Source organism: Polaromonas sp. P1_F1 (assembly GCF_056405795.1).
In genome coordinates this window covers 225,624-247,689 of the sequence record NZ_JBFUBJ010000002.1, presented here as the reverse complement: position 1 = coordinate 247,689, position 22,066 = coordinate 225,624, and the positions used below count along the sequence as shown (strand labels likewise).

Annotated in this window: 19 protein-coding genes; 2 read left to right on the top strand and 17 right to left on the bottom strand. The window is 60.4% G+C overall.

Annotated features, from left to right (window positions below):
* Nucleotides 1–140: 140 nt before the first annotated feature.
* From rplT to AC1DZE_RS07275, 7 genes are all read right to left on the bottom strand, one after another.
* A complete protein-coding gene (gene rplT, locus AC1DZE_RS07305) occupies nt 141–500 on the bottom strand; it encodes a 50S ribosomal protein L20 (protein ID WP_348046678.1) in 360 nt (119 codons plus the stop codon).
* A gap of 25 nt (nt 501–525) precedes the next feature.
* Nucleotides 526–729 carry a 50S ribosomal protein L35 gene (gene rpmI / locus AC1DZE_RS07300; RefSeq protein WP_007870723.1) on the bottom strand — a complete coding sequence of 68 codons (204 nt, stop codon included), beginning with the start codon at nt 727–729 and terminating at the stop codon, nt 526–528.
* A gap of 207 nt (nt 730–936) precedes the next feature.
* Nucleotides 937–1,536, bottom strand: coding sequence for a translation initiation factor IF-3 (gene infC, locus AC1DZE_RS07295; protein ID WP_477669605.1), 600 nt, complete (start codon nt 1,534–1,536; stop codon nt 937–939).
* A 95-nt stretch (nt 1,537–1,631) separates the two neighbouring features.
* A complete protein-coding gene (gene thrS, locus AC1DZE_RS07290; RefSeq protein ID WP_477669069.1) occupies nt 1,632–3,539 on the bottom strand; it encodes a threonine--tRNA ligase in 1,908 nt (635 codons plus the stop codon).
* Nucleotides 3,540–3,825: 286 nt separating this feature from the next.
* Complete coding sequence (locus AC1DZE_RS07285) at nt 3,826–4,005, bottom strand: hypothetical protein (RefSeq protein ID WP_431095808.1); 180 nt, start codon at nt 4,003–4,005, stop codon at nt 3,826–3,828.
* Nucleotides 4,006–4,172: 167 nt separating this feature from the next.
* Nucleotides 4,173–5,492 (bottom strand): isocitrate lyase, encoded by a 1,320-nt coding sequence (gene aceA / locus AC1DZE_RS07280; RefSeq protein WP_457280344.1) that lies wholly within the window; start codon nt 5,490–5,492, stop codon nt 4,173–4,175.
* A 320-nt stretch (nt 5,493–5,812) separates the two neighbouring features.
* Nucleotides 5,813–6,247, bottom strand: a complete 435-nt coding sequence (locus AC1DZE_RS07275) for a gamma-glutamylcyclotransferase family protein (protein WP_477669068.1) — start codon at nt 6,245–6,247, stop codon at nt 5,813–5,815.
* Nucleotides 6,248–6,418: 171 nt separating this feature from the next.
* On the opposite strand from AC1DZE_RS07275, the gene AC1DZE_RS07270 reads away from it, so the two are divergent.
* On the top strand, nt 6,419–7,366 hold the full coding sequence (locus AC1DZE_RS07270) for a DMT family transporter (protein ID WP_477674515.1): 948 nt from the start codon (nt 6,419–6,421) through the stop codon (nt 7,364–7,366).
* On the opposite strand, the gene AC1DZE_RS07265 is transcribed toward AC1DZE_RS07270, so the two are convergent.
* From AC1DZE_RS07265 to AC1DZE_RS07250, 4 genes are all read right to left on the bottom strand, one after another.
* Complete coding sequence (locus AC1DZE_RS07265) at nt 7,311–8,189, bottom strand: ABC transporter permease (RefSeq protein WP_477669066.1); 879 nt, start codon at nt 8,187–8,189, stop codon at nt 7,311–7,313. The two genes, AC1DZE_RS07270 and AC1DZE_RS07265, sit on opposite strands and share 56 nt — an antisense overlap.
* A 13-nt stretch (nt 8,190–8,202) precedes the next feature.
* Nucleotides 8,203–9,144, bottom strand: coding sequence for an ABC transporter permease (locus AC1DZE_RS07260; protein WP_477669065.1), 942 nt, complete (start codon nt 9,142–9,144; stop codon nt 8,203–8,205).
* Between the two features lie 36 nt (nt 9,145–9,180).
* Nucleotides 9,181–10,284: an ABC transporter ATP-binding protein gene (locus AC1DZE_RS07255; RefSeq protein WP_477669064.1), complete on the bottom strand. Its 1,104-nt coding sequence runs from the start codon at nt 10,282–10,284 to the stop codon at nt 9,181–9,183.
* Nucleotides 10,285–10,384: 100 nt separating this feature from the next.
* The gene (locus AC1DZE_RS07250; RefSeq protein ID WP_477669063.1) at nt 10,385–11,548 is read right to left on the bottom strand and encodes an extracellular solute-binding protein; all 1,164 of its coding nucleotides are present in this window, start codon (nt 11,546–11,548) and stop codon (nt 10,385–10,387) included.
* 513 nt (nt 11,549–12,061) lie between these two features.
* Between AC1DZE_RS07250 and AC1DZE_RS07245 the strand changes: the two genes are divergently transcribed.
* Nucleotides 12,062–14,197 (top strand): acyl-CoA dehydrogenase, encoded by a 2,136-nt coding sequence (locus AC1DZE_RS07245; RefSeq protein WP_477669062.1) that lies wholly within the window; start codon nt 12,062–12,064, stop codon nt 14,195–14,197.
* A 9-nt stretch (nt 14,198–14,206) separates the two neighbouring features.
* On the opposite strand, the gene AC1DZE_RS07240 is transcribed toward AC1DZE_RS07245, so the two are convergent.
* Genes AC1DZE_RS07240 through AC1DZE_RS07215 form a run of 6 tightly spaced genes read right to left on the bottom strand, consistent with a single transcriptional unit; the run spans nt 14,207 to nt 21,946 of the window.
* A complete protein-coding gene (locus AC1DZE_RS07240) occupies nt 14,207–15,760 on the bottom strand; it encodes a malonate--CoA ligase (RefSeq protein WP_477699914.1) in 1,554 nt (517 codons plus the stop codon).
* The gene (locus tag AC1DZE_RS07235) at nt 15,747–16,577 is read right to left on the bottom strand and encodes an enoyl-CoA hydratase/isomerase family protein (RefSeq protein ID WP_477672993.1); all 831 of its coding nucleotides are present in this window, start codon (nt 16,575–16,577) and stop codon (nt 15,747–15,749) included. Before AC1DZE_RS07235 ends, AC1DZE_RS07240 begins: the two co-directional genes overlap by 14 nt.
* 7 nt (nt 16,578–16,584) lie before the next feature.
* Nucleotides 16,585–17,568, bottom strand: a complete 984-nt coding sequence (locus tag AC1DZE_RS07230) for a Bug family tripartite tricarboxylate transporter substrate binding protein (RefSeq protein WP_477669059.1) — start codon at nt 17,566–17,568, stop codon at nt 16,585–16,587.
* A 55-nt stretch (nt 17,569–17,623) separates the two neighbouring features.
* Nucleotides 17,624–19,750 carry an alpha/beta hydrolase domain-containing protein gene (locus AC1DZE_RS07225; RefSeq protein ID WP_477669058.1) on the bottom strand — a complete coding sequence of 709 codons (2,127 nt, stop codon included), beginning with the start codon at nt 19,748–19,750 and terminating at the stop codon, nt 17,624–17,626.
* A gap of 52 nt (nt 19,751–19,802) precedes the next feature.
* Nucleotides 19,803–21,281 carry a malonyl-CoA decarboxylase domain-containing protein gene (locus AC1DZE_RS07220; protein ID WP_477673465.1) on the bottom strand — a complete coding sequence of 493 codons (1,479 nt, stop codon included), beginning with the start codon at nt 21,279–21,281 and terminating at the stop codon, nt 19,803–19,805.
* Nucleotides 21,278–21,946, bottom strand: coding sequence for a GntR family transcriptional regulator (locus AC1DZE_RS07215; RefSeq protein ID WP_457280332.1), 669 nt, complete (start codon nt 21,944–21,946; stop codon nt 21,278–21,280). Before AC1DZE_RS07215 ends, AC1DZE_RS07220 begins: the two co-directional genes overlap by 4 nt.
* Between the last annotated feature and the right edge of the window lie 120 nt (nt 21,947–22,066).

The following is a 22,066-nucleotide window of genomic DNA, read 5'->3' as shown; positions in this document are numbered from 1 at the left end:
GCTTTCAGCAGCACTCGTGTTCCGGGAGTACTGCAGAAAGAGCCATGAAAAAGGGCCAGAGCCTTTTCAAGCTCCAGCCCTTTCTTTTCTTGCGCAAGCAGCTATTGATTTAATAGCACCAACACTGCCCGGCTTGAAAATCAGGCAGCCAGCTTGGCTTTCACCTGTTCAACGATGGCGCCGAAAGCGGCGCTGTCATGAATGGCCATGTCGGACAGAACCTTGCGGTCGATCTCGATGCCGGCTTTCTTCAGGCCATTGGCAAACTGGCTGTAAGTCAGGCCGAATGAACGGCTTGCAGCGTTGATACGGGCGATCCACAACTGGCGGAACACGCGTTTCTTGGTACGGCGGTCACGGTAGGCATATTGCCCAGCCTTCATTACCGCTTCTTTGGCGATACGGAAGACATTGCCGCGGCGGCCGCGGAAACCTTTTGCAAGGGCTAAAACTTTTTTGTGGCGGGCGCGAGCCGTTACACCACGTTTGACGCGAGGCATGTGTGTACTCCTTGTTCGTCGTTAATTAAATGCCCTGGCCTGGGAGCATCTGTGCCATGTGACCCATATTGGTCTCATGGACAGTCACCGCACCACGCAGATGGCGTTTGTTTTTGGTGGTCTTCTTGGTCAGGATGTGACGTTTGAAGGCTTGGCCGCGCTTGACGGTACCACCCGGACGAACGCGGAAACGCTTTTTAGCGCCGCTCTTGGTCTTCATTTTGGGCATGTGAATGCTCCTTTTCATTTGTGCTCGTGAGGCGCTGCGAACCTTCCGCAGACTTGATGGCCCCGAGACACTTGTTAAGCGGAAAATCTTTCGACTTCCCGCTGATCGCAAAAGGTTTGACCCCTCCGCTTTTGGAAAGCTGGCTTGCACCTGCTTTCGCAGGAACGCCGCAAAGCGCCCCTTGTCCTTATCCGCTGTCCGCCAGCCTCAGGCTGCGGACTGTGCCGGAGCCGTCTCGGCTGCCGGCTTGGCAGTACCCGGTTTTTTACGACCCGGCGCGATCATCATGACCATCTGCCTGCCTTCAAGCTTGGGGAATTGCTCCACCACAATCAAATCGGCCAACTCATCACGAATACGCGCCAGCAGGGCCAAGCCCAGTTCCTGGTGCGTGATTTCGCGACCGCGAAAACGCAAAGTAATCTTGCATTTGTCGCCCTCTTCCAAGAAGCGCTTGATGTTGCGCAACTTGATGTTGTAGTCCCCATCGTCAGTGCCGGGCCGGAATTTGATTTCCTTGATCTCGATCACTTTTTGCTTGGACTTCGCTTCCGCCGCCTTTTTCTGCTCGGCGTACTTGAACTTGCCGTAATCCATCAACCGGCACACCGGTGGAACCGCTGTGGGGGAGATTTCGACGAGGTCCACATCGGCCTCACCCGCAAGGCGCAAAGCCTCGGTGATGCTGACAATGCCCAGCGGCTCATTGTCTGGCCCGCTCAGACGTACTTCAGGGGCCATGATTTCACGGTTCAAGCGGTGCTTGCGTTCTTCACGGTGACGGCGGTCACGAAATTCAGTAGCGATGGTTCTATCCTTTAACTCTTGCTATAAAAGCTATAGCTGCTTGCGCCCGTCCTGTAAGGACGACAGGCCAAATTCATCAACAATTTTGTTAAAAATCAGGCTTTTTTCGCGATGTCGGAAGCGATCGTTTCAGCGAAGGCTTCGAGAGGCATCACTCCAAGGTCTTTGTTACCCCGGGCGCGCACTGCAACGGCACCTGCCGCTTTCTCCTTGTCGCCTACGACAAGGATATACGGCAGCTTTTTCATCGAGTGCTCCCGTATTTTATACGTAATTTTCTCGTTGCGCAGGTCCAGATTGACCCTAAGCCCTTGATTTTGCAGTGTTTTGGCAACTTCCCGGGCATATTCAGCCTGGGAATCGGTGATATTGAGCACCGAAACCTGCTCGGGAGCCAGCCAGGTCGGCAGCGCGCCGGCATGCTCTTCGATCAAAATCCCGATAAAACGCTCCAGGCTGCCCACAATCGCGCGATGCAGCATCACGGGGCGGTGACGGTTACCGTCTTCGCCCACATATTCGGCGTCCAGACGTTCCGGCATCGAAAAATCGACCTGCATGGTGCCGCACTGCCATTGGCGGCCGATGGCGTCTTTCAGCGTGTATTCGATCTTCGGGCCGTAAAAAGCGCCGTCGCCGGGGGCAATCTCAAACTCGCAACCGGACGCGCGCAGGCTTTCCATCAGCGCATGCTCAGCCTTGTCCCAGCTTTCGTCCGAGCCGATGCGGGCCTCGGGACGCGTGGCGACCTTGTAGATGATGTTCTTGAAGCCGAAATCTGTGTACACCTTTTGTAGCAAGGTCGTGTAGTCCACGCATTCCTTCAGTATCTGATCTTCGGTGCAAAAAATGTGGCCGTCGTCCTGCGTGAAACCGCGCACACGCATGATGCCGTGCAGCCCACCCGAAGGCTCGTTGCGGTGGCATTGGCCGAACTCGCCGTAGCGCAACGGCAGGTCGCGGTAGCTTTTAATGCCCTGCTTGAAGATCAGGATATGGCCGGGGCAGTTCATGGGCTTGAGGGCGTATTCGCGCTTTTCGCTCTCGGTCGTGAACATGTTGTCACGGTACTTGTCCCAATGGCCGGTTTTTTCCCACAGCGTCTTGTCGATGATCTGGGGGCCCTTGACCTCCTGGTAGCCGTTGTCCTGGTAGACCTTGCGCATGTACTGCTCAACGCCCTGCCAGACCGTCCAGCCCTTGGGGTGCCAGAACACCAGGCCAGGTGCATGGTCGTCGATGTGAAAGAGGTCCAGTTCCTTGCCGAGCTTGCGGTGGTCGCGCTTTTCAGCCTCCTCGAGCATCGTCAGATACTGCTGCAGTTCATCCTTGGTGGCCCAGGCCGTGCCGTAAACGCGCTGAAGCATTTCATTGCGGTGATCGCCGCGCCAGTAGGCGCCGGCCACCTTCATGAGCTTGAAGAACTTCAGCTTGCCCGTGCTGGGCACGTGGGGGCCGCGGCACAGGTCTTCAAAAGCGCCTTCACGGTAGAGCGACACATCCTCATTGGCGGGAATGCTCGCAATGATTTCAGCCTTGTAATGCTCGCCTATGCTCTTGAAATGCGCCACGGCTTCATCGCGCGGCAGCACCCGGCGCGTCACTGGCTCATCCCTGGCCGCAAGTTCCGTCATGCGCTTTTCGATCGCCACCAGGTCTTCCGGCGTGAACGGACGCTTGTAGGAGAAATCGTAGAAAAACCCGTTTTCAATCACCGGGCCTATGGTGACCTGCGCATCCGGGAACAGTTCCTTGACGGCGTAGGCCAGCAAGTGGGCCGTGGAATGGCGGATCATGTCCAACCCGTCGGCATCCTTGGCTGTGATGATGGAAACCGAGCTGTCCTTATCAATCAGATAGCTGGTGTCGACCACCTTGCCGTCAACTTTCCCGCCCAAGGCCGCTTTGGCCAGGCCGGTACCGATTGAGGCGGCGACTTCGGCCACCGTGACGGCTTGGGGGTATTCGCGCTTGGAATCATCGGGGAGCGTGATTTGAATCATGTGAATAACTTTTATAAGCAGGCTGAAATCAGAAAAACAAAAAAGCGCGGAACCTGCCGCGCTTTGATGGGGGATATGGATTTAAGCTATGAAATCAGTAGCTAACAATCACCAAGGGGTGCGGACTAGCGCCCTGGATGACTCCAGAAAACGGACGAGGGCGTAGTTCGCGGTGTCATAACCCGAACGATCCTTCCTGTTTCCAGCTTGATTGATTGCATGCGGCTATTTTACGGCAGCTTGCAGATGGCTCGCCGGCCACCTGTTTGCCTCGCGCCACAAAGTCCTATTGCGGTGAGGCCGGCGGCAAAAATCCCAGGCCAAGGCAACGCGGACATTCGGTGATCACCGTTTGTTTTTCGACTTCAAAATGCTCATTGATGTTTTCGCTTTCAATGCGCAGTTCGCCGGTGCCATTGCAATCAGGACAGGGAACACGCTTGAAACCCACGGTTAATTCCGACACGGCAACCTCCTCCGGTTAATCATGCACATCTTGTGTTTTATGTAACAAACTGCACTCTACGCTAAAAAATGCCTGTAAAAAAGCCCGGACAGGCCCTAAGTCCTGTCCGGGCTGAAAAGCTGCGCGTTAAGGGCGCTAGTGTCTGGGTAATCGTCGGTCAGGTGAGATCAGTGGAACTGCTCTTCTTCGGTAGAGCCGGTCAGTGCGGTCACGCTGGATTTGCCGCCCTGAATGGCGGTGGTCACTTCATCGAAGTAACCAGTGCCAACTTCCTGCTGGTGCGACACAAAGGTGTAGCCGCGGTCGCGTGCTGCGAATTCGGGCTCCTGCACCTTCTCGATGTAAGCCGTCATGCCGCGCTTGACGTAGTCTTGCGACAGGTCGTACATGTTGTACCACATGGAGTGAATACCAGCCAACGTGATGAACTGGTACTTGTATCCCATGGCGCCGAGCTCGCGCTGGAACTTGGCGATGGTGGCATCGTCGAGGTTTTTCTTCCAGTTGAAAGACGGCGAGCAGTTGTAGGCCAGCATCTTGCCTGGGTGAACCTTGTGCACAGCATCGGCGAATTTCTTCGCGAAGTCGAGGTCAGGCGTGCCGGTTTCGCACCACACCAGGTCAGCGTAGTGGGCATAGGCGTTGGCACGGGCTACAGCCTGCTCAAGACCCTTGCGCGTCTTGTAGAAGCCTTCGGCCGTGCGTTCGCCGGTCAGGAAAGGCTTGTCGATCTCGTCGTAGTCGGAAGTCAGCAAATCAGCGGCTTCAGCATCGGTGCGGGCAATCACCAGCGTGGGCACGCCGCAGACGTCGGCCGCCATACGCGCAGCGATCAGCTTCTGGCAGGACTCACGGGTGGGCAGCAATACCTTGCCACCCATGTGGCCGCACTTCTTGACGGAAGCCAATTGGTCTTCCCAGTGCACGCCACCTGCGCCAGACTTGATCATGGCCTTCATCAGTTCGAAGGCATTCAGAACACCGCCGAAACCGGCTTCAGCATCCGCGACGATGGGTGCAAAGTAGTCGATGTAGTCTTTGTCGCCGGCATCAATGCCTTTGGAGTGCTGGATCTCGTCTGCACGGCGGAAGGTGTTGTTGATGGTTTCAACGACCTTGGGCACCGAGTCCACCGGGTACAGGGACTGGTCCGGATACATGGCGGAGTAGCTGTTGTTGTCGGCAGCAACTTGCCAGCCCGACAGATAGATGGCTTTGACGCCGGCCTTGACCTGCTGCATGGCCTGGCCGCCAGTGAGTGCACCCAGGCAGTTCACATAAGGCTCGTTGTGCAGCAGATCCCACAGTTTTTCGGCACCGCGGCGGGCCAGCGTGTGTTCGATCGGGAAGGATCCGCGCAGGCGCACCACGTCGGCGGCGCTGTAGCCGCGCTTGATGCCTTTCCAGCGCGGGTTGGTGGCCCAGTCTTTTTCCAGGGCGGAAATTTGCTGGTCGCGGCTCAATTGTTCGGTCAGGGTTTGCGGCATGGTGGGCTCCGTAGGTTGAATAAAGAAATGGCTAATTCGATGGATCAACTTTAAGTCTTCTACAAGACCTTGTGAAGATCTTATGTCTTATATAAGACAAAAATAAAATTCAATAAAATCAATGATATTTATTAAAATTATCGTAATGCAAAATTCAATCTCTCATATTGAGAAATAATTTTGCACTGCAGCATTCGTTAATTCCACATTACGGAATCAATTTATTGAATGATGAAATGTGAAAGGCAGCTTGTATCGATGGCCAAGAGCGCACCTCGGCCCTGACTTTCCTCTCGAGGCCCTCAGACCCTCTGCGAGACTCAGCTAGCGCCACCAGTTCGGTGCAACACCCAATCGCCCAGCGTAATCACCGGTTTTCCGTGAATCCGTTCGGGAGCGATCTCATAGAGGAAACACACCAGTTCCCGCGCGCGCTCCGGTTGGCCAGGCCCGGATACCGGCTCAAGCTGCACCGCCACCTCGCGCTTGGTGTATTCACCGGTCTGCTGCGGCCAGACCTCCTCAATTTCATCCAGCACACGCTCCAGCTCGGGCGCCACGGCATACACCTCTCCCTGCACGGTGCCCGGGCCGGTTAGCGTCAGGCCAGGATAGCTGCCCAGGTGGTGCATCACGCCAGCCACGCTGGCACGCCCTATCCATCGAGGTGGCGGCTGCAAATGGTTGATGTCACGCTGCTCACCCTTGCGCAGGGTGCCGTAAACAAAAACATAACGGACAGGAGATTGAGGCATTGTTTGAGTGTCGTCGCCAGAGTCGTCATTGGATTGTGGGCTGTCCAGGCTGCGTGTAACCGGCAATGCCCCTCTGAAATTAAGGCATGATTTCAACCTCTGCCAGGCCGTTCCCGGCCGGTACAAACGCAGGCCCCCGCACTGGCCCGCACCACAGGAGCCTCCAGTTTAATGAACCGAATCGTGGCCTACGCCTGCCTGGCGCTCAGCATGTCGCTCGTTGGCAGCTACGTGGCGCTTTCCAAACCCCTCGTCATCGCCTTCCCCGTCTTTTTGCTGGCCTGGCTGCGCTTTGGCATCGGTGGCACCGCAATGCTGCATTGGCTGAAAAAACCGGCAGGCGAAGTCCCCATGAGCCGGCAAACCAGCCGACTGCTGTTCCTCGAATCCTTTCTGGGCAATTTCCTCTTTTCCATCTGCATGCTGTTCGGCGTGAGCATGACCAGCGCGGTTGCGGCCGGTGTGATCATGGCTTCCATTCCGGCAGCCGTTGCGCTGATGAGCTGGCTCTTCCTGCGGGAGCGCATCGGTGCGCGCGTATGGGGCGCTATAGCCTGCGCGGTGCTCGGCATTGGCCTTGTTTCGCTATCAAAAAATGAGCTGGTTGCGCCCGTCAGCATTGGTCCGGAGGCCGATTTGGCACACAGAAATGCCTGGCTGGGCAATTTGCTGCTGGTGGGCGCGGTTTTATGCGAGGCGGCCTACGCCGTCATCGGCAAGAAGCTGACCGGCGTACTCAGCCCCAAACGCATCACCGCACTGATCAACCTCTGGGGCTTTGCCCTCGTCACCCCTTTCGGCCTCTGGATGGCTTGGGGATTTGACTTTGGCAAGGTGGCGCCCTCCGCGTGGCTGTTGCTGCTGTTTTATTCGCTCGCAGCCAGCGTATGGACGGTCTGGCTCTGGATGACCGGGCTCAGGACGATTCCGGCGAATCAGGCCGGCGTTTTCACCGTATTGCTGCCGGTCAGTGCCGCAGCGGTCGGCGTCATTGTTCTGGGAGAAAAGCTCAATGGCACCCAGATCGGCGCTTTTGCCATCGCGCTGACCGGCGTCGTGCTGGCTACTTTGCCCGGACGGGGTCCGGGAAAGCCTGTTCCGGTCGAGCCGCCGCACTGATTTCGCGGTCCAGCCGCTTTTGCCGGCGCATCACGGAAATGCTGTAGGCAATGATGCCCAACGACACCACCGTGATCAAAATCGTGGCCGCTGCGTAAATCGACGGGTTCACACCGCGGCGGGCGTAGCTGAAGATCACCTGCGGCAAGGTCGTCACGCCGGGCCCTGACAAGAATTCGGAGATCACCACGTCGTCAAACGACAGTGTGAAGGTGAGCAGCCAGGCCGACACCAGTGCCGGTGCAATGCTTGGCAAGGTCACCAGAAAAAACACCTGCACGGGCCGGCAGCCCAGGTCCATGGCGGCCTCTTCAAGGGTGCGGTCCATTTCACTGAGGCGTGACTGGATGACCACCGTGGCGTAGGCCATGCCGAGCAAGGTGTGCCCCGTCACGATGGTGATGAAACCCCGGTCCGGCCAGCCGATGGTGCGCTGCACCGCCACCATCAGCAGCAGCAAGGCCAGGCCGATGATGACCTCGGGCATGACCAGCGGCGCGTTGACCAACCCATAGAACAGCGTACGCCCGGTAAAGCGCAAATAGCGCACCAGTACAAAGGCAGCAAAGCTGCCGAGCACCACCGACAGCGTGCCGGTGATCAGCGCCACCTTGAGGGACAGAAAAAATCCTTCCACCAACCGCGAGTCCGACAGCAGCGCCTCATACCAGCGCGTTGAAAAGCCGGTGAAAACACCGTCTTGCCGGGTGCTGTTGAATGAAAAGACGATGAGGAAAATCAGCGGGATATAGAGGAAAAGGTACACCAGCCCCATCCAGATCCGGCCTATGTTGCCTTCTGCCAGGCGCAGGAAGGTTCTCATGGCTTCTTTCATCTCAGTGGCGTCCTTGCGCGTCACGGTCGCTGCTGGAGCGGTAATAAAAAGCCAGCGGCACCAGGATCAGGAGGATCATCACCACGGCCAGCGCGGATGCGCGCGGCCAGTTGTTGCTGCTGAACATCTCGTCCCACACCACGCGGCCGATCATGATGTTTTCAGCGCCCCCCAGCAGCGACGGAATCACGAACTCGCCGACGCTGGGGATGAAAACCAGCATCGAGCCGGCGATGATCCCGGACTTGCTGAGCGGAACAGTGATCAGCCAGAAAGCCTTCCAGGCGCTGGCGCCCAGATCGTGGGCAGCCTCCAGCAGACGAAAGTCCATCTTCACCAGGTTGGCGTAAAGCGGCAGGATCATGAAGGGGCAGTACACATAAGTCATACCCACCAGCATCGACACATCCGTGTAAAGCATCACCATCGGCTCCTGGATGATGCCCAGGGATAGCAGCAGGTTGTTGAGCACGCCCTGGTCGGCCAGGATGCCCTTCCACGCGTACACGCGCAGCAGGAAGGACGTCCAGAACGGCAGCATGACCAGCATCAGCAAGGCCGGCCGGATCGCTGGCCGCGACCGGGCAATGAAGTACGCAAACGGATAGCCAATCAGCAGGCACGACAGCGTCGTCAGTACCGCGTACTTCAGCGAAGTCTTGTACGCCTCCATGTAGATGGTGTTGCCGAAGCCGCCTGCGGTATCGGCCGCTTTGTCGATGAAGATGGACGCATAGTTGTTGTAGCGCAGCATGACGTGCCAGGACCCCTGCACCGTCTCGATCAGCGGCGCAAAGGGATCCACACCGTTGCCCATGTCCGTGACGCTGATCCGCAGCAGGATCAGGAAAGGCAACACAAAGAACAACAGCAGCCAGACATAGGGCACGCCGATCACGAAGCGTCGCCCCAGGTTGAGTTGAAGCCAGGAATGAATTTTCATCGCGGTAGTGAGATAGCTTGGCGTCGCAGCAGCAGCTTATTGAGTCAACACCACGGGCGCCGAATCGTCCCACCAGAAGAACACCGCGTCTTCCCAGGTGATCAGGGAGCTCTCGTGGCGCGTGGTGTTGGTCTCGGTGATCTTCACCCTGCGGCCGCCCGGCATTTCCACAATGAAAGTGTTGTAGCTGCCGAAATAAGCAATCTCCCGCACCTTGCCAGTGAACAGGTTGATGTTCACCTCAGGGCGGGTCTTGGCAATGTGAATCTTCTCCGGCCGCACCGCGATGGCCACCGACATGCCTAACGTTCCACTAATGCCGTGGCCCACATTCACCACGCCCTGCTCCGTCGTGACTTCACAGCGGTCCGCCTCGTCCAGCGTGAGCTCACCTTCAAACATATTGACGTTGCCGATAAAGTCGGCCACAAACCGGCAGTTGGGGTGCTCGTAGATTTCCTTGGGTGTGCCGACCTGCAGGACACGGCCGTGGCTCATGACGGCAATGCGGGATGCCATGGCCATGGCTTCTTCCTGGTCGTGCGTCACCATGACGCAGGTCACGCCCACGGATTCAAGAATGTTGACCAGTTCGAACTGGGTGCGTTCGCGCAGCTTCTTGTCGAGCGCGCCCAGCGGCTCATCGAGCAGCAGCAACTGGGGCCGCTTGGCCAGGCTGCGCGCCAGGGCCACACGCTGCTGCTGGCCGCCCGAGAGCTGGTGCGGCTTGCGTTTGGCAAAGGTCTCCAGCTGGACCAGCTTGAGCATCTCCTGCACACGCGCCTCGATCTCACCCTTGGGCATGCCTTCGCGCTTGAGTCCGAAGGCAATGTTGTCCCACACCGTCAGATGGGGAAAGAGCGCGTACGACTGGAACATCATGTTGATGGGCCGTTCGTAAGGCGGAAAAGAGGCGATGTCCACACCGTCCAGGATCACCGAGCCTTCGGTCGGTTTTTCAAAACCCGCCAGCATGCGCAGCAAGGTCGACTTGCCGCAACCCGAGCTCCCGAGCAGCGCGAAGATTTCACCCTTGTGAATCGACAGGGACACATCGTCCACCGCCGCCACACCATCAAAGCGCTTGACCAGCTGCTCAGTCCGCAAAAATCCGTCACCGGCCGGGAGGGGTAGATTCATGAACAGGGGTTCTCACCAAGAAAAAAGCTGCGCACACAAAGCATTGCATGCACAGCCGGGTTCACACTGAAATCAGCGCTTGCCAGAGATCAGTAAAACGTCACTTGCCTTTTTTGAAGGCAGTGAACACGTTGCTCATGGATTCACGCGCTTCGTTGCTGAAGCTGGCCGGAGACACCATTTTCTTCAGGTTGTCCGCATCGGGGAATACCGCCTTGTCCTTGGCAATCTCGGGCTTGACGCTGGCCAGGCTGGCCTTGTTGGCGGTGGCGTAACCCAGCTCGTTGGTCAAGGACGCGGACACCTCGGGGCGCAGCGAATAATTGATGAAAGCCAGCGCGTTGTTCGGGTGCTTGGCATCCTTCGGAATGGCCAGCGTGTCAAAGAAGATCAGGCCGCCGGTGCTGGGCAACAGGGCCTCGACGTCATTGCCGCTCTTGTTTTCAAGGGCGCGGGCACGGGCGATGTTGATGTCGCCGGCCCAAGCCAGTGCCACGCAGGCCTTGCCGCCGGCCAGGTCGTCAATCATGGTGCTGGAGAACATGCGGATGTGCGGACGCACCTTGGCCAGCATTGCGGCCGCAGCCTTGTGGTCGGCCGGGTCGTTCGAATAGGCGTTTTTGCCCAGGTAATGCATGGCGGGCGGCAGCACTTCGGTTGGCGAGTCGAGGTAGGCAATACCGCAGGATTTGAGCTTGGCGGTGTAGACCGGGTTGAACACCAGGTCCCATGCGTTTTCAGGCATGGGGGTGGAGCCCAGCGCCTTCGTTACCTTGGCCTTGTTGATGCCAACCGTGGTGAAGCTCCAGGCCCAGGGGACGAGATAGGCGTTACCCGGGTCGATGGTGCCCAGCTTTTCCATGATGGCGGGGTCGAGGTTGCCGTAGTTGGCGACCTTGGACTTGTCGAGCTTGGCAAGCAGGCCGCCGTCGATTTGTGGTTTGGCGAATACGGCGCCCGGCACCACGATGTCGTAGCCGGTGTTCCCTGCCACCAGCTTGGCGTGCAGGGCTTCGTTGTTTTCAAAGGTCTGGTAGTTGACCTTGATGCCGGTTTCTTTTTCGAAGTTGGCGATCATGTCCTTGGCGACATAGTCAGGCCAGTTGTAGACATTGAGCACCTTTTCTTCGGCGGGGGCAGCGGCGGGTGCGCTTGCTGCGGGCGCCGGAGCAGCAGCGACAGGTGCCTCCTCTTTTTTACCGCAACCGGCCAGCATGGCTGCCAGGATGGTTGAAATCGCCAGATAGCCAAGATGCTTTTTCATAATGTCCGTAACTCCTCTTAAAACTTGGAAGTAAAAACCAGGAAACTCAAGCAAAAATCAGACCGGAGCAATTGTATAAGAGGGCTAGGGCCTGTCATCATATAAATCGCCCCCGCGCTGGGGCTGCAAGGGGCGCAGCGCTAGGCGCAGGCCGCCGACCGGGGGTATCCCCCCGGTCAAGGGCTGCAACAACGCGAGGCGCCCCTTGCAGCCCCAGCCCTACGGGTGGCACCCGGAAAAGGCCGCACTCGTCGTTGCGAAGCCTCACCGGGGGCCTACCCCGGCTTCATTTCGCGCCTAGATTGCGGCCTTTTCCGGATGCCACGCGGGGGCGATTTATATGATGACAGGCCCTAGAGCCGCGGGAACTTTTTCTCCCCGGGGCTTGCCTCCACGGCAGCCCGGCATCTGGGCCAATTCGCCTACAGCCAGATACGCCCAAGGACGGCTGCCCAATTGGCCTGCGCTGCATACGCTAAGGGCAACCCCTTACTTTCAGCTCAGGAGAAACCCATGGGATTGACCCGATGGTTAGGCGAGGCCGCCATGAAACCCTTTGCCCGTGCACTGCCCGTCATGGGCGATACCGAGCGGGCAGCGCTGGAGGCGGGCACGGTCGGGTTCGAAGGCCAGCTGTTCTCGGGAACGCCCCATTTTGATGCCCTGCTGGCCGCTGGACCCAATGTACTGAGCGCCAAAGAGCAGGCTTTCCTGGACAACGAGGTCACGGCATTGTGCGCACTGCTGGACGATTTCGCCATCGACCAGGCTGGCGACCTGCCGGCCGAAGTCTGGGCTTTCATGCGCGGCAGGCGCTTCTTCGGAATGATCATTCCCGAGGAGTGGGGCGGCCTCGGCTTCAGCCACTACGCCCATGCCACGGTAGTGACGCGTATCGCCACACTCAATATTTCTGCGGCAGTCACCGTCATGGTGCCCAATTCGCTGGGTCCGGCCGAACTGTTGCTGCGCTATGGCACAGCGGCGCAAAAAGAGCACTACCTGCCACGCCTGGCCGATGGCCGCGACCTGCCCTGCTTCGGACTGACCTCGCCTTATGCGGGCTCCGATGCCGCATCCATCCCTGACCGCGGCGTTGTCACCGCGCGCGAGATCGACGGCGTCATGGTGCGCGGCTTCAGTGTGGATTTCTCCAAGCGCTACATCACCCTGGCGCCGGTGGCTACCGTAGTCGGCCTGGCCTTCAACGCGGTGGACGAAACCCTGCCCGAAGGACAGCGCAACCTGGGCATCACCTGCGCGCTGATTCCCGTGCCGCAACCGGGCATGCAGATCGGCAGGCGGCACCGGCCGATGGACGCCGCCTTCATGAATGGTCCCATCGAAGGCCGTGAAGTCTTCATCCCCATGGACTGGATCATCGGTGGCGAGCAGCAGGTCGGCCAGGGCTGGCGCATGCTGATGGAATGCCTGGCGGCGGGGCGCGCGATCTCCCTGCCGGCGTTGGGCTCGGCCATGCAGCAAACCGCGCTTTTCGTCGCCAACGGTTACGGCCAGGTGCGGGAGCAGTTCGGCCTGCCCATCGGCCGCTTCGACGCGATTGCCGGCGTGATTGCGGAAATGGCCTGTGAGCTCTATGCGACGGACGCCGCACGCCGCTACACCGCCGCCGTACTCGACAAGGGCGAGCAGCCCAGCGTGGCCAGCGCCATCCTGAAAGTGCACCTGACCGAAGCCGGCCGGCGCGCCGTCAACCGCGGCATGGACATCCTGGGCGGCAAGGGGATCATCCAGGGGCCATCCAATCTGTTGTCGGTGGCTTACCGCGGCGCGCCTATTGCCATCACCGTGGAAGGCGCCAACATCCTGACCCGCTCGCTGATCATTTTTGGACAAGGCGCGGTGCGCTGCCACCCCTACGTGATGAAGGAAATGCAAGCCGTGCAAGGCAACGATGCGCAGGCGCTGGGGGAAGCGCTGATCGGCCATGGCGGACACGTGCTGCGTAACTTCTGGCACAGCATAGCCGGTGCACCCTTGCAAGGCTCGCCCCCCGCGGGCCTGGAAAAAGAAGCCCGACTCATCGCCCGCTTGAGCAGCCAGTACGCATTGACCTGCGACCTGGCCATGGGCTTGCTGGGCGGCAAGCTCAAGCGCATGGAGCTGCTGTCGGCCCGGCTGGGCGATGTGCTGGCCCACCTCTACATGGCCAGCGCCTGCCTTTGGCGTTATGCCGTCGACAAGGATACGAATATGCTGCCGGTCGCACAGGCAGCCATTCGCGTACGGCTCGATGAAGCCGGCAACACGCTGGAGGCCCTCTATGCCAACTTTCCTTCGCCGCTAAGGCGTGTAGTGGGTGCGCTGGTGCTGAACCGCAGCACACGCCTGGCACCGCTTCGGGATGTTCAGTTGCTGGAGCTGGCCAAACTTCTGCGAACCCACCCCGTCGTGGTGAAACGCTTGTGCCCTGACTTGGCAACGCCTACCAGCGGCGGGCTGCGCGACCTGATGGATGCGCTCGATCTGGCAACGCAGCTCGGCGAAGAAACCGTGGCGCTGAACAAGGCCGTGCGCAGCAATCAGTCCATGGAGCACGCCGCGAAAGCCTCAAGCCGCCCGGACCTGGCGTTGGCTTATTTACGCGCCGCCGACAAGGTGATCCAGGTCGACGACTTTGCGCCTTAGAACCTGTTCTTAAGCCGCGGCCCGGGTAAACAATCCCTTGTACTGCTCACGCAGCAAATTCTTCTGTACCTTGCCCATGGTGTTGCGCGGCAATTCACTGACCACAAAGCAGTGCTTGGGAATCTTGAAGTTGGCCAGCTTCGATTTCAATTCGCCCACAATCCCGCTGCCCTCGAGCACGACGCCCGGCTTGGCGATAACGACGGCCACGCCGACCTCGCCGAAATCCGGGTGCGGCACACCGACCAGCGCGCTTTCGGCCACGCCAGGCATGTCGTTGATGTAGCCTTCGATTTCGGCGGGATAGACGTTGTAGCCGCCGCTGATGATGAGGTCCTTGCTGCGGCCCACGATGACGATGTAGCCGCGCTCGTCGATCTTGCCCACGTCGCCGGTCTTGAAGTAGCCGTCTGCGGTGAACTCTTCTTTTGTCTTCTCCGGCATGCGCCAATAGCCCTTGAAAATATTCGGGCCCTTGACCTGGATGCCGCCGATCTCGCCGGCCGGCAATGACTCGCCGCCTTCGTCCTGCACACGCAGGCTGACACCCGGCAGCGCAAAGCCCACCGTACCGCCGCGCCGCTCGGCGCCTTGGTAGGGGTTGGACGTGAGCATCACGGTTTCCGACATGCCGTAGCGTTCCAGAATGGTGTGGCCGGTGCGCTCTTTCCACTCGTTGAAGGTCTCGATCAGCAAAGGCGCCGACCCCGCCACAAAGAGCCGCATGTTGCGGCAAGCCTCGCGCGTCAGGCCCGGCTCGGCCAGCAGGCGCACATACAGCGTGGGCACTCCCATGAACACCGTGGCTTGGGGCAGCTTTTTCACCACCAGCTTGGGGTCGAATTTGGCCAGCCAGATCATCTTGCTGCCGTTGATGAGCGCACCGTGAATGGCAACAAAGAGTCCGTGCACATGAAAAATCGGCAGGGCATGGATCAGCACATCGCCACGGCCTTCGGGCCCTCCGGTAGCCGTCCAGCCCCAGGCATCTTTAAGCACCAGCGCATTGCTCAGCATGTTGCCGTGGGAAAGCATGGCGCCCTTGCTGCGGCCGGTGGTACCGCTGGTGTAGAGGATGGCGGCCAGGTCGTCCGCCCGCCGTGCCACCACTTCATGCCGGTCGCTGCAATGCGTTGCACGGTCCAGCAGCGAGCCTGTGCGGTCATCGTCCAGTGTGAACACGTTCTGCGTGCCGGCCTTGAAGGCGATCTTGCTGACCCAGCCAAAATTCTTGCTGCTGCAGACCATCACCGACGGCTCCGCGTTGCCGATGAAGTATTCGATCTCGGCGCTTTGGTAGGCAGTGTTGAGCGGCAAAAACACATAGCCGGCGCGCAGCGTCGCCAGGTAAAGCATCATGGCCTCCACCGACTTCTCGACCTGCACCGCCACCCTGGCCCCTTCAGGCAACCCCAGCGAAGCCAGCAGGTTGGCCATCATCGCAGTGCCGCGTTCGAGGTCGCGCCACGAATAGCAAAGGCCGTTGTCGGTTTCGACGGCAACTTCATTGAGCGAAGAAGGAAACGCGGCTCGAAGCGCTGCAAACAGGTTATGGTTTTTCATGGGTCAGGCTGGCTATGGTTGGAATTTCGGCCGCTCGGCGATCAAACCGGGGCAGGCGTTTTTCAGTGAAAGCGGCAATACCTTCCCGGTGCTCGGCAGAAGGTGCATAACGGTAGGCTGTTGCTATCAAATCAGTAGCTGGTTGCGCTGATCCAGTGGGCGCCAGAGCCCTGAATGCCTGTTTATTCAGGCGCGCGGCGCCACGCGCAAGGGCGCAGGTGCGATCCACGCAAGCCATGACCAGGGCCCCGACGTCCTGGCCTGGAGCAACCTGGTTGAGAAAGCCGCGCTGCTTCATCTCGGCGGCCCCCAGAACGGCAGCCGAAAGCAGCATCTCCCGAGCGGTCAGCTCCCCGGCGGCACGCATCACCAGTGCAGCCTCGCGCGGCGCCATCGGGAACCCGAGCTTCGCGATGGGCGCACCAAACTTTGCCGTATCGCCGGCAATGCGGATATCGCAGCAGCTGGCGATCTCAACGCCGGCGCCTATACAGTTGCCTTCGATCTGCGCGATGATGGGGACGTCGCAGTCCAGCATGGCCTGCAAGCCGCCCCATACATCGTCTTCATGAAACGCGCGCAGACCCGCTTCTTCAAAGCGAAAGCCGGCGTATTCGGAGATGTCGCCGCCCGCGCAAAATTGCCCGCACTCTCCCCGCACCAGCACGCAACACAACGCTGCGCTTTGCTGGATGCGCTCAAACGCCGCGCGCAACTCGCGCCACATGGCGCGAGACATGGCATTGAGCTTGCCGGGATGGGACAGCGTCACAAAGGCAACGGGGCCCTTCACTTCCAGTAAAACGACACCGGTCATCAAGGGATCAGTCGAGTTTGGCGCCAGAGGCTTTCACCACGGCCGACCAGCGTTTGACCTCGCCGCTCACGAACGCGCCGAATTGCTGCGGCGTGAGGTTGCCGAAGTCCGCGCCGTTGTTGGCCCAGATGGCTTTGAGCTCGTCGGTGGTGGCGGCTTTGCGCAGGTCTTCCACGATGCGCGCCTGCACGTCTGCCGGCGTACCCTTGGGCGCCCACATGCCGTACCAGGTGGTCACGGTGTAGTTGGGCAAGCCCAGTTCGCCGGCGCAGGGCACATCCGGGAAAGCCGGGTTGCGTTTGGTGCCGGACACCATGAGCGCCTTGATCCGGCCGCCCTTGATATGGTTGGCGGAAGAGCCCAGGCCGTCAAACATCATGTCGACATTGCCGGAAATCAAATCCTGCAGGGCCGGGCCCGCGCCGCGGTAGGGAATGTGGGTGATGAAGGTCTTGGTCTGCTGCTTGAACAACTCGCCGGCCAGGTGGTGCGAAGTGCCCGCGCCGGCCGAACCGTAGTTGTACTTGCCCGGCGCCTTGCGCACAGCTTCAAGGTAGGCCTTGAAGTCGGGGAACGGCAAGTTGCGGGGGTTGACCACCAGCACCTGCGGCACGTTGGCCATCAGGGCCAGTGGCACAAAATCTTTCTCGATGTCGTAGTCCAGCTTGGGATACATCGAGGGCGCGATGGTGTGGTGCACTGCGCCCATGAAGAGCGTATAGCCGTCGGGCTGGGCCCTGGCAGCGATACTGGCCCCCAGCGTGCCGCCGGCGCCGCCGCGGTTGTCGATGATGAGCTGCTTGCCGGTCAGCTTCGCGAACTGGGCGGACAGCGGGCGGGCGAATGCGTCGGTGCCGCCACCGGCTGGAAACGGCACGATCATCGTCACTGGCTTGGTGGGCCAGGCTGACTGCGCATGCAGCAGGGGTGATGCGGTTGCAGCACTGGCCGCAGCGATGCGCAGGACGTCGCGCCGGTTAAATGAAATCATGGTTTGTCTCCTTTGATGGGTTTTACTACGGGATGATATTCGGTAAAAATCGCCTTCAGCGCAGCACCGCACTGGCTTCGGCAGCCTTGATTAAGCGCACCGCGTCTTCGGCCAGCAGGAAGCCCTGGGCCTGGGCTTTGTCGGTGGCCTTGCGTACGGCGGCCACATAGCCCTCGTGCGAACCGTAGCGCTCCTGCAGCGACAGGCGCGGGTCACCGTTGGCACCGCGCTCTTGCGCCGTTCGGGCAAAGGGCACCATGCCGCCCACGTAATTGCAGATCTGCCCCTGGTGGAACGGCCGGGCACCGCCCGCCGTGATGTTCCAGCCCAGGTAAGTGCCCAGCGGCGCTTCGAGCAGCACCACCGGCACGCCGCCCAGCTCATTGCCATCGGCGTCCACCCGCGGCGCCAGCATGGGCAGCACCCGGCGGATGGGCGGCGGCGCATTGGATGCCACGCCCGAGCCATCGGCAGGATTGAAGGCGGGGCCCCAGTCATAGTCGAGCACCGGCATGATGAAGTCCGGCTCGGGCACGGTGGGGCGCAACTGCGGCAGCGTGGGAAAGCCGATGCCTTCCTTGGTAGCCAGCGCCAGCGTGCCGCGCGGCTCGCCCGCACGCGGCGCCAGGGTGGGCCAGCGGCTGGGCGGTGGCTCGGTGCCGCGCATCACCCAGTTACGAAAGTGCACGCGCAGCGCGTTCACGGTTTCGGTATGCGGCACCGGGTTGGCAGGCAATACACCCGTGCCGAAATTATTGCCCGGACAACTGGCGCCTGCCGTTGGAAGGCCCACGCCCGGCAGGCTGTTGTCAAAGCCCCCTGCCCCGCCGCCGTGGCTGGAGCTGGCAATGTAATAGCGCCGCACGTTGGCAGGCAGAGGCAGGTCGGCCCTGGCATCGGTACCCACCCATTCCGGCGTAAGTTTCAGGGCCCAGACCTCGGCCGAGCCAAAGTGCTCAACGATTTTCGGGCAGGTCTTGCTGGCTTCGCAACGATCAAGAATACCGGCAGGCGGCCCACCGCGCACCGGGTCGGCCGCGCGTGCCCACCACTGCGGCCCTTCACTGCCGGCCTGGTACAGCTCCAGCACGCCATCGGGCTGGGCCCAGCGGAAGTTCAGCGCGATGCGCCGGCCCGCAATGATGGGCCAGAGGCCGTCATGCACCTGGCGCCCGGCTTCGTCCCGGTTAAAGCCCAAGTGCAGCCAGCCGCGCAGAAAGTTGCCGGATTGCGAGACGCCCCGGCCAATGCTGTGGGTCACCACCCCAGCCACCGGGTTCGGTGTGCCGGCGTCATCAGCCCTGGCCGTCTTGAAGAACACCCCCATATCGCGCCAGGCGGCAAAGCCCACGCCCAGCAGGTAAGGATCGGCGGCCTTGAACACTACCTGGTAAAGCTTGCCGGCATCAAAACCGTTTTTCAGGCATATCTGCGTGGCATCAGGTACGCCGGGAAAAGGATTGGCCGCATCGCACTTGGCCCAGGCCCAGTCGGTGGAAGGAATCACTGTCTCGCCGGTCACATCGCCGCGGGTGGATTCAGCCGCGCGCGACACCAGGCGCGACTGGCGCGTGTCCAGGCTCACGGGCTTGTACGGAACAGGATTTGTTTGCACAACCAGCGGTTGCGAACCCGGGCCGGTGCGATTGACGATGCGGCCAAACACCTCGCCGGTGACGGGTGAGCCGTCGGCATTCCTTGCCACCGGCACCTTGAGCCAGTGGGGAAGCTCGACCGCAGCAGTGGCCCGCACCATGGTGGCGCCGGCATTGTCGCCCTGCCAGGCGCTTGTGAGGTCGATGTCACCCAATGCACGCTCCTGCACCACATTGGGCCGGCGCAAACCACGGTTGGGCACCTCATGCCACATTATGCCGCTGGCCTTGGACAAATCAACCGGCTTGGTCAACACAAAGGTGGCCACGTAACGTACCTTGCCATCGGCCTCTTTGCCCAGTTCAATGTCCTGGATGATGGCATTGCCAGACGCCTTGGGGTCCAGCTCGCCGAACGCGCGGCCGGCAACCTGTTCAAAGGCCACACCACCCGACAAATCTGCCGCCAGGGGAACGGTTTCGTCAATCACGATCCGCGTGACGCGGGCCTGGGCGGAATGTCCCAGCAACAACACGGCAGCCAGCGACGCAAGCGCCAGCCTTCCCAGCAGGTGAACGGGTCTCATGTCTGTCTCCTTCGTTTTTTTATGTCGACTGCTCGTCTGCAACTGCAAAAAACTACAAAAGCGACTCAATCGCGCCGGAAACGGCCACCTTTCCTTGGGCCAGCAAGGCGCGGTGCTTGTCCAGGCGCTTGAGGTCATAGAGATAATTCACCATCAGGCCGTACGATTGCCTGAGCCCTTTGGGCGTCGGGTCGCCCGCCCAGTTGATGCGCTCCACGCGCGCCCCATTGCCCAGATGAAAGCGTGCCACCGGATCCAGCGGCTTGCCCTCTTCCAGGGCCCGGCCCAGGTAATGGGCCGCGCAGTGCAGCAGCATCTTTCGCACCGGCGACTTTTCACCGAGGGCCAGCGGGTTTTCTGCGGCGGTCAGCAGGTGCCCTGCAGTGGGCGGCTCAAACCCCACCGCCCGGCCCAGGGCGGCAAGCTCCTTGTCTCCCAGCGTTTCCAGCATGGCCGCCGCGTTCTTGCCCAGCCAGCTGCGAAACCCCGGAATCGGAGAAAGAGTGGCAAAGGTCTTGAGCTTGGGAAACTCCTCTTTCAGGGTCTCCACCACGCGCTTGATCAGCGAATCGCCAAAGCTCACGCCGCGCAGGCCGGCCTGCGTATTGCTGATGGAATAGAAAATCGCAGTGGTCGCGCGGCTCAGGTCCGAGGGCGCTGCCAGCTCATCGAGCAAAGGCATGATGTCGCCCGCGATCGTCTCGACCATCGCGACCTCGACAAAAATCAGCGGCACCTCTGGAAGACGCGGGTGGAAGAAGCCATAGCAGCGACGGTCACTGTCGAGCCGGTTTTTGACGTCGGCCCATCCCTTGATGTCATGGACCGCTTCGTACTTGATCAGTTTTTCAATCAGTGATGCCGGTGAATCCCAGGTGATGCGGCGCAGGTCAAGGAAACCGACGTCGAACCATGTCGAGAACATGTATTCCATTTCGACATCCAGGGCGAGCAAGCGCTTGTCGGCCTTGAGGCTGGGCTGCATGTCCGCACGCATTTCGACCAGGAACTGGATGCCGCCCGGATAGACGCTGAAGCGCTGCAGCAGACGCCGGCGCGGTGAGACTGTGGCACGGCGGTAACGCACCTCGGCCACCGCCTCTTCGGGTGTACCCACGGCAGCCGCAAACTGCGCCTGCGCAGCCTTGACCTTCTGCGGATTGGCGACGAACTGCTCACTCATCAGCATCCACAGGTCGCGCCGGCGAGCCGGGGTGGCGCCCTGGTACCAGGCCGCAATGGCCATGGCGCGCCGGCCGCCTTCCACCTCACTCACGCGTGGGTCGATGATGGCCTGCAGCTCCTGCAAGGTGCGGCGGAGTACGCGCGGCGACAGCGCTTCGTCCTTATGACTCAGGGTTGCCTGAAGCCGTTCATGCGTGCTTCGCGCGGGCAATTCGACGCTAGCTGCTATCTTTTTTGTAGCTGCTTGCGCACGGTTTGCTTGCCCTGCGGCAGTTTTTTCTGTAAGGCCTTTCTCGCCTGCCGTGAGCCGCGAAACATTGCGGCTGAGCCAGTCTGCGGCGCTCATGAGGCCACCCTGGAGCGCTGGCTGCGGGAAAGGTCACGCAGCGCTTCGCGCTGGCGCGTCAGGTGAGTGCGCATGGCGGCATCGGCACCTTCGCTGTCACGGCTTTTGAGGGCCGCAAACACCGTCATGTGCTCTGAAAGACTTTGCGCCAGGCGGCCCGGCGCGTGCAACTGCTGGAGCCGCGCCAGCTTCAATATTTTTCGCAGGTCCGCAATCGCCTGCGCGAGCCAGCGGTTGTTGGCCAACAGGATGATGGCCTCGTGAATGGCGAAATTGGTCGCGTAATAGTCATTGATCCGGCCGGCTTTGGCGTGACTGTTAAGCCGCTCATGCAAAGTAGTGAGCGCAGCCAGATCGGCGTCGGTGGCATTGCGTGCCGCCTCATAGGCGCAGCGCCCCTCCAGCAAGGCGATGACCGGGAAAATGTCGTCCAGGTCTTGCTCGGTCACCTCATTGACAAAGCAACCCCGCCGGGGTTCGTGGCGCAGAAGCCCTTCCGAGGTCAGCACCTTGAGCGCCTCGCGCAGTGGCGTGCGGGAGATTTCCAGCCGTTCGCATAGCGCCACCTCGTCCAGAAAACTCCCGGGCGCCAGCTGGCCGGCAAAAATCTGCTCGCGCAGGGTATTGGCGACTTCCTGATGCAATGAACTCTGGACCAGACGCATGACAGACCCCTTTTGACCGGCTGACGCAATGAACCCAAATACACGAGACATCCACCGAACCCGGCAACCGCGATGGCCCGGTACGTCCCGAAAACCCACCTGCTTTCATACAACTGCCCC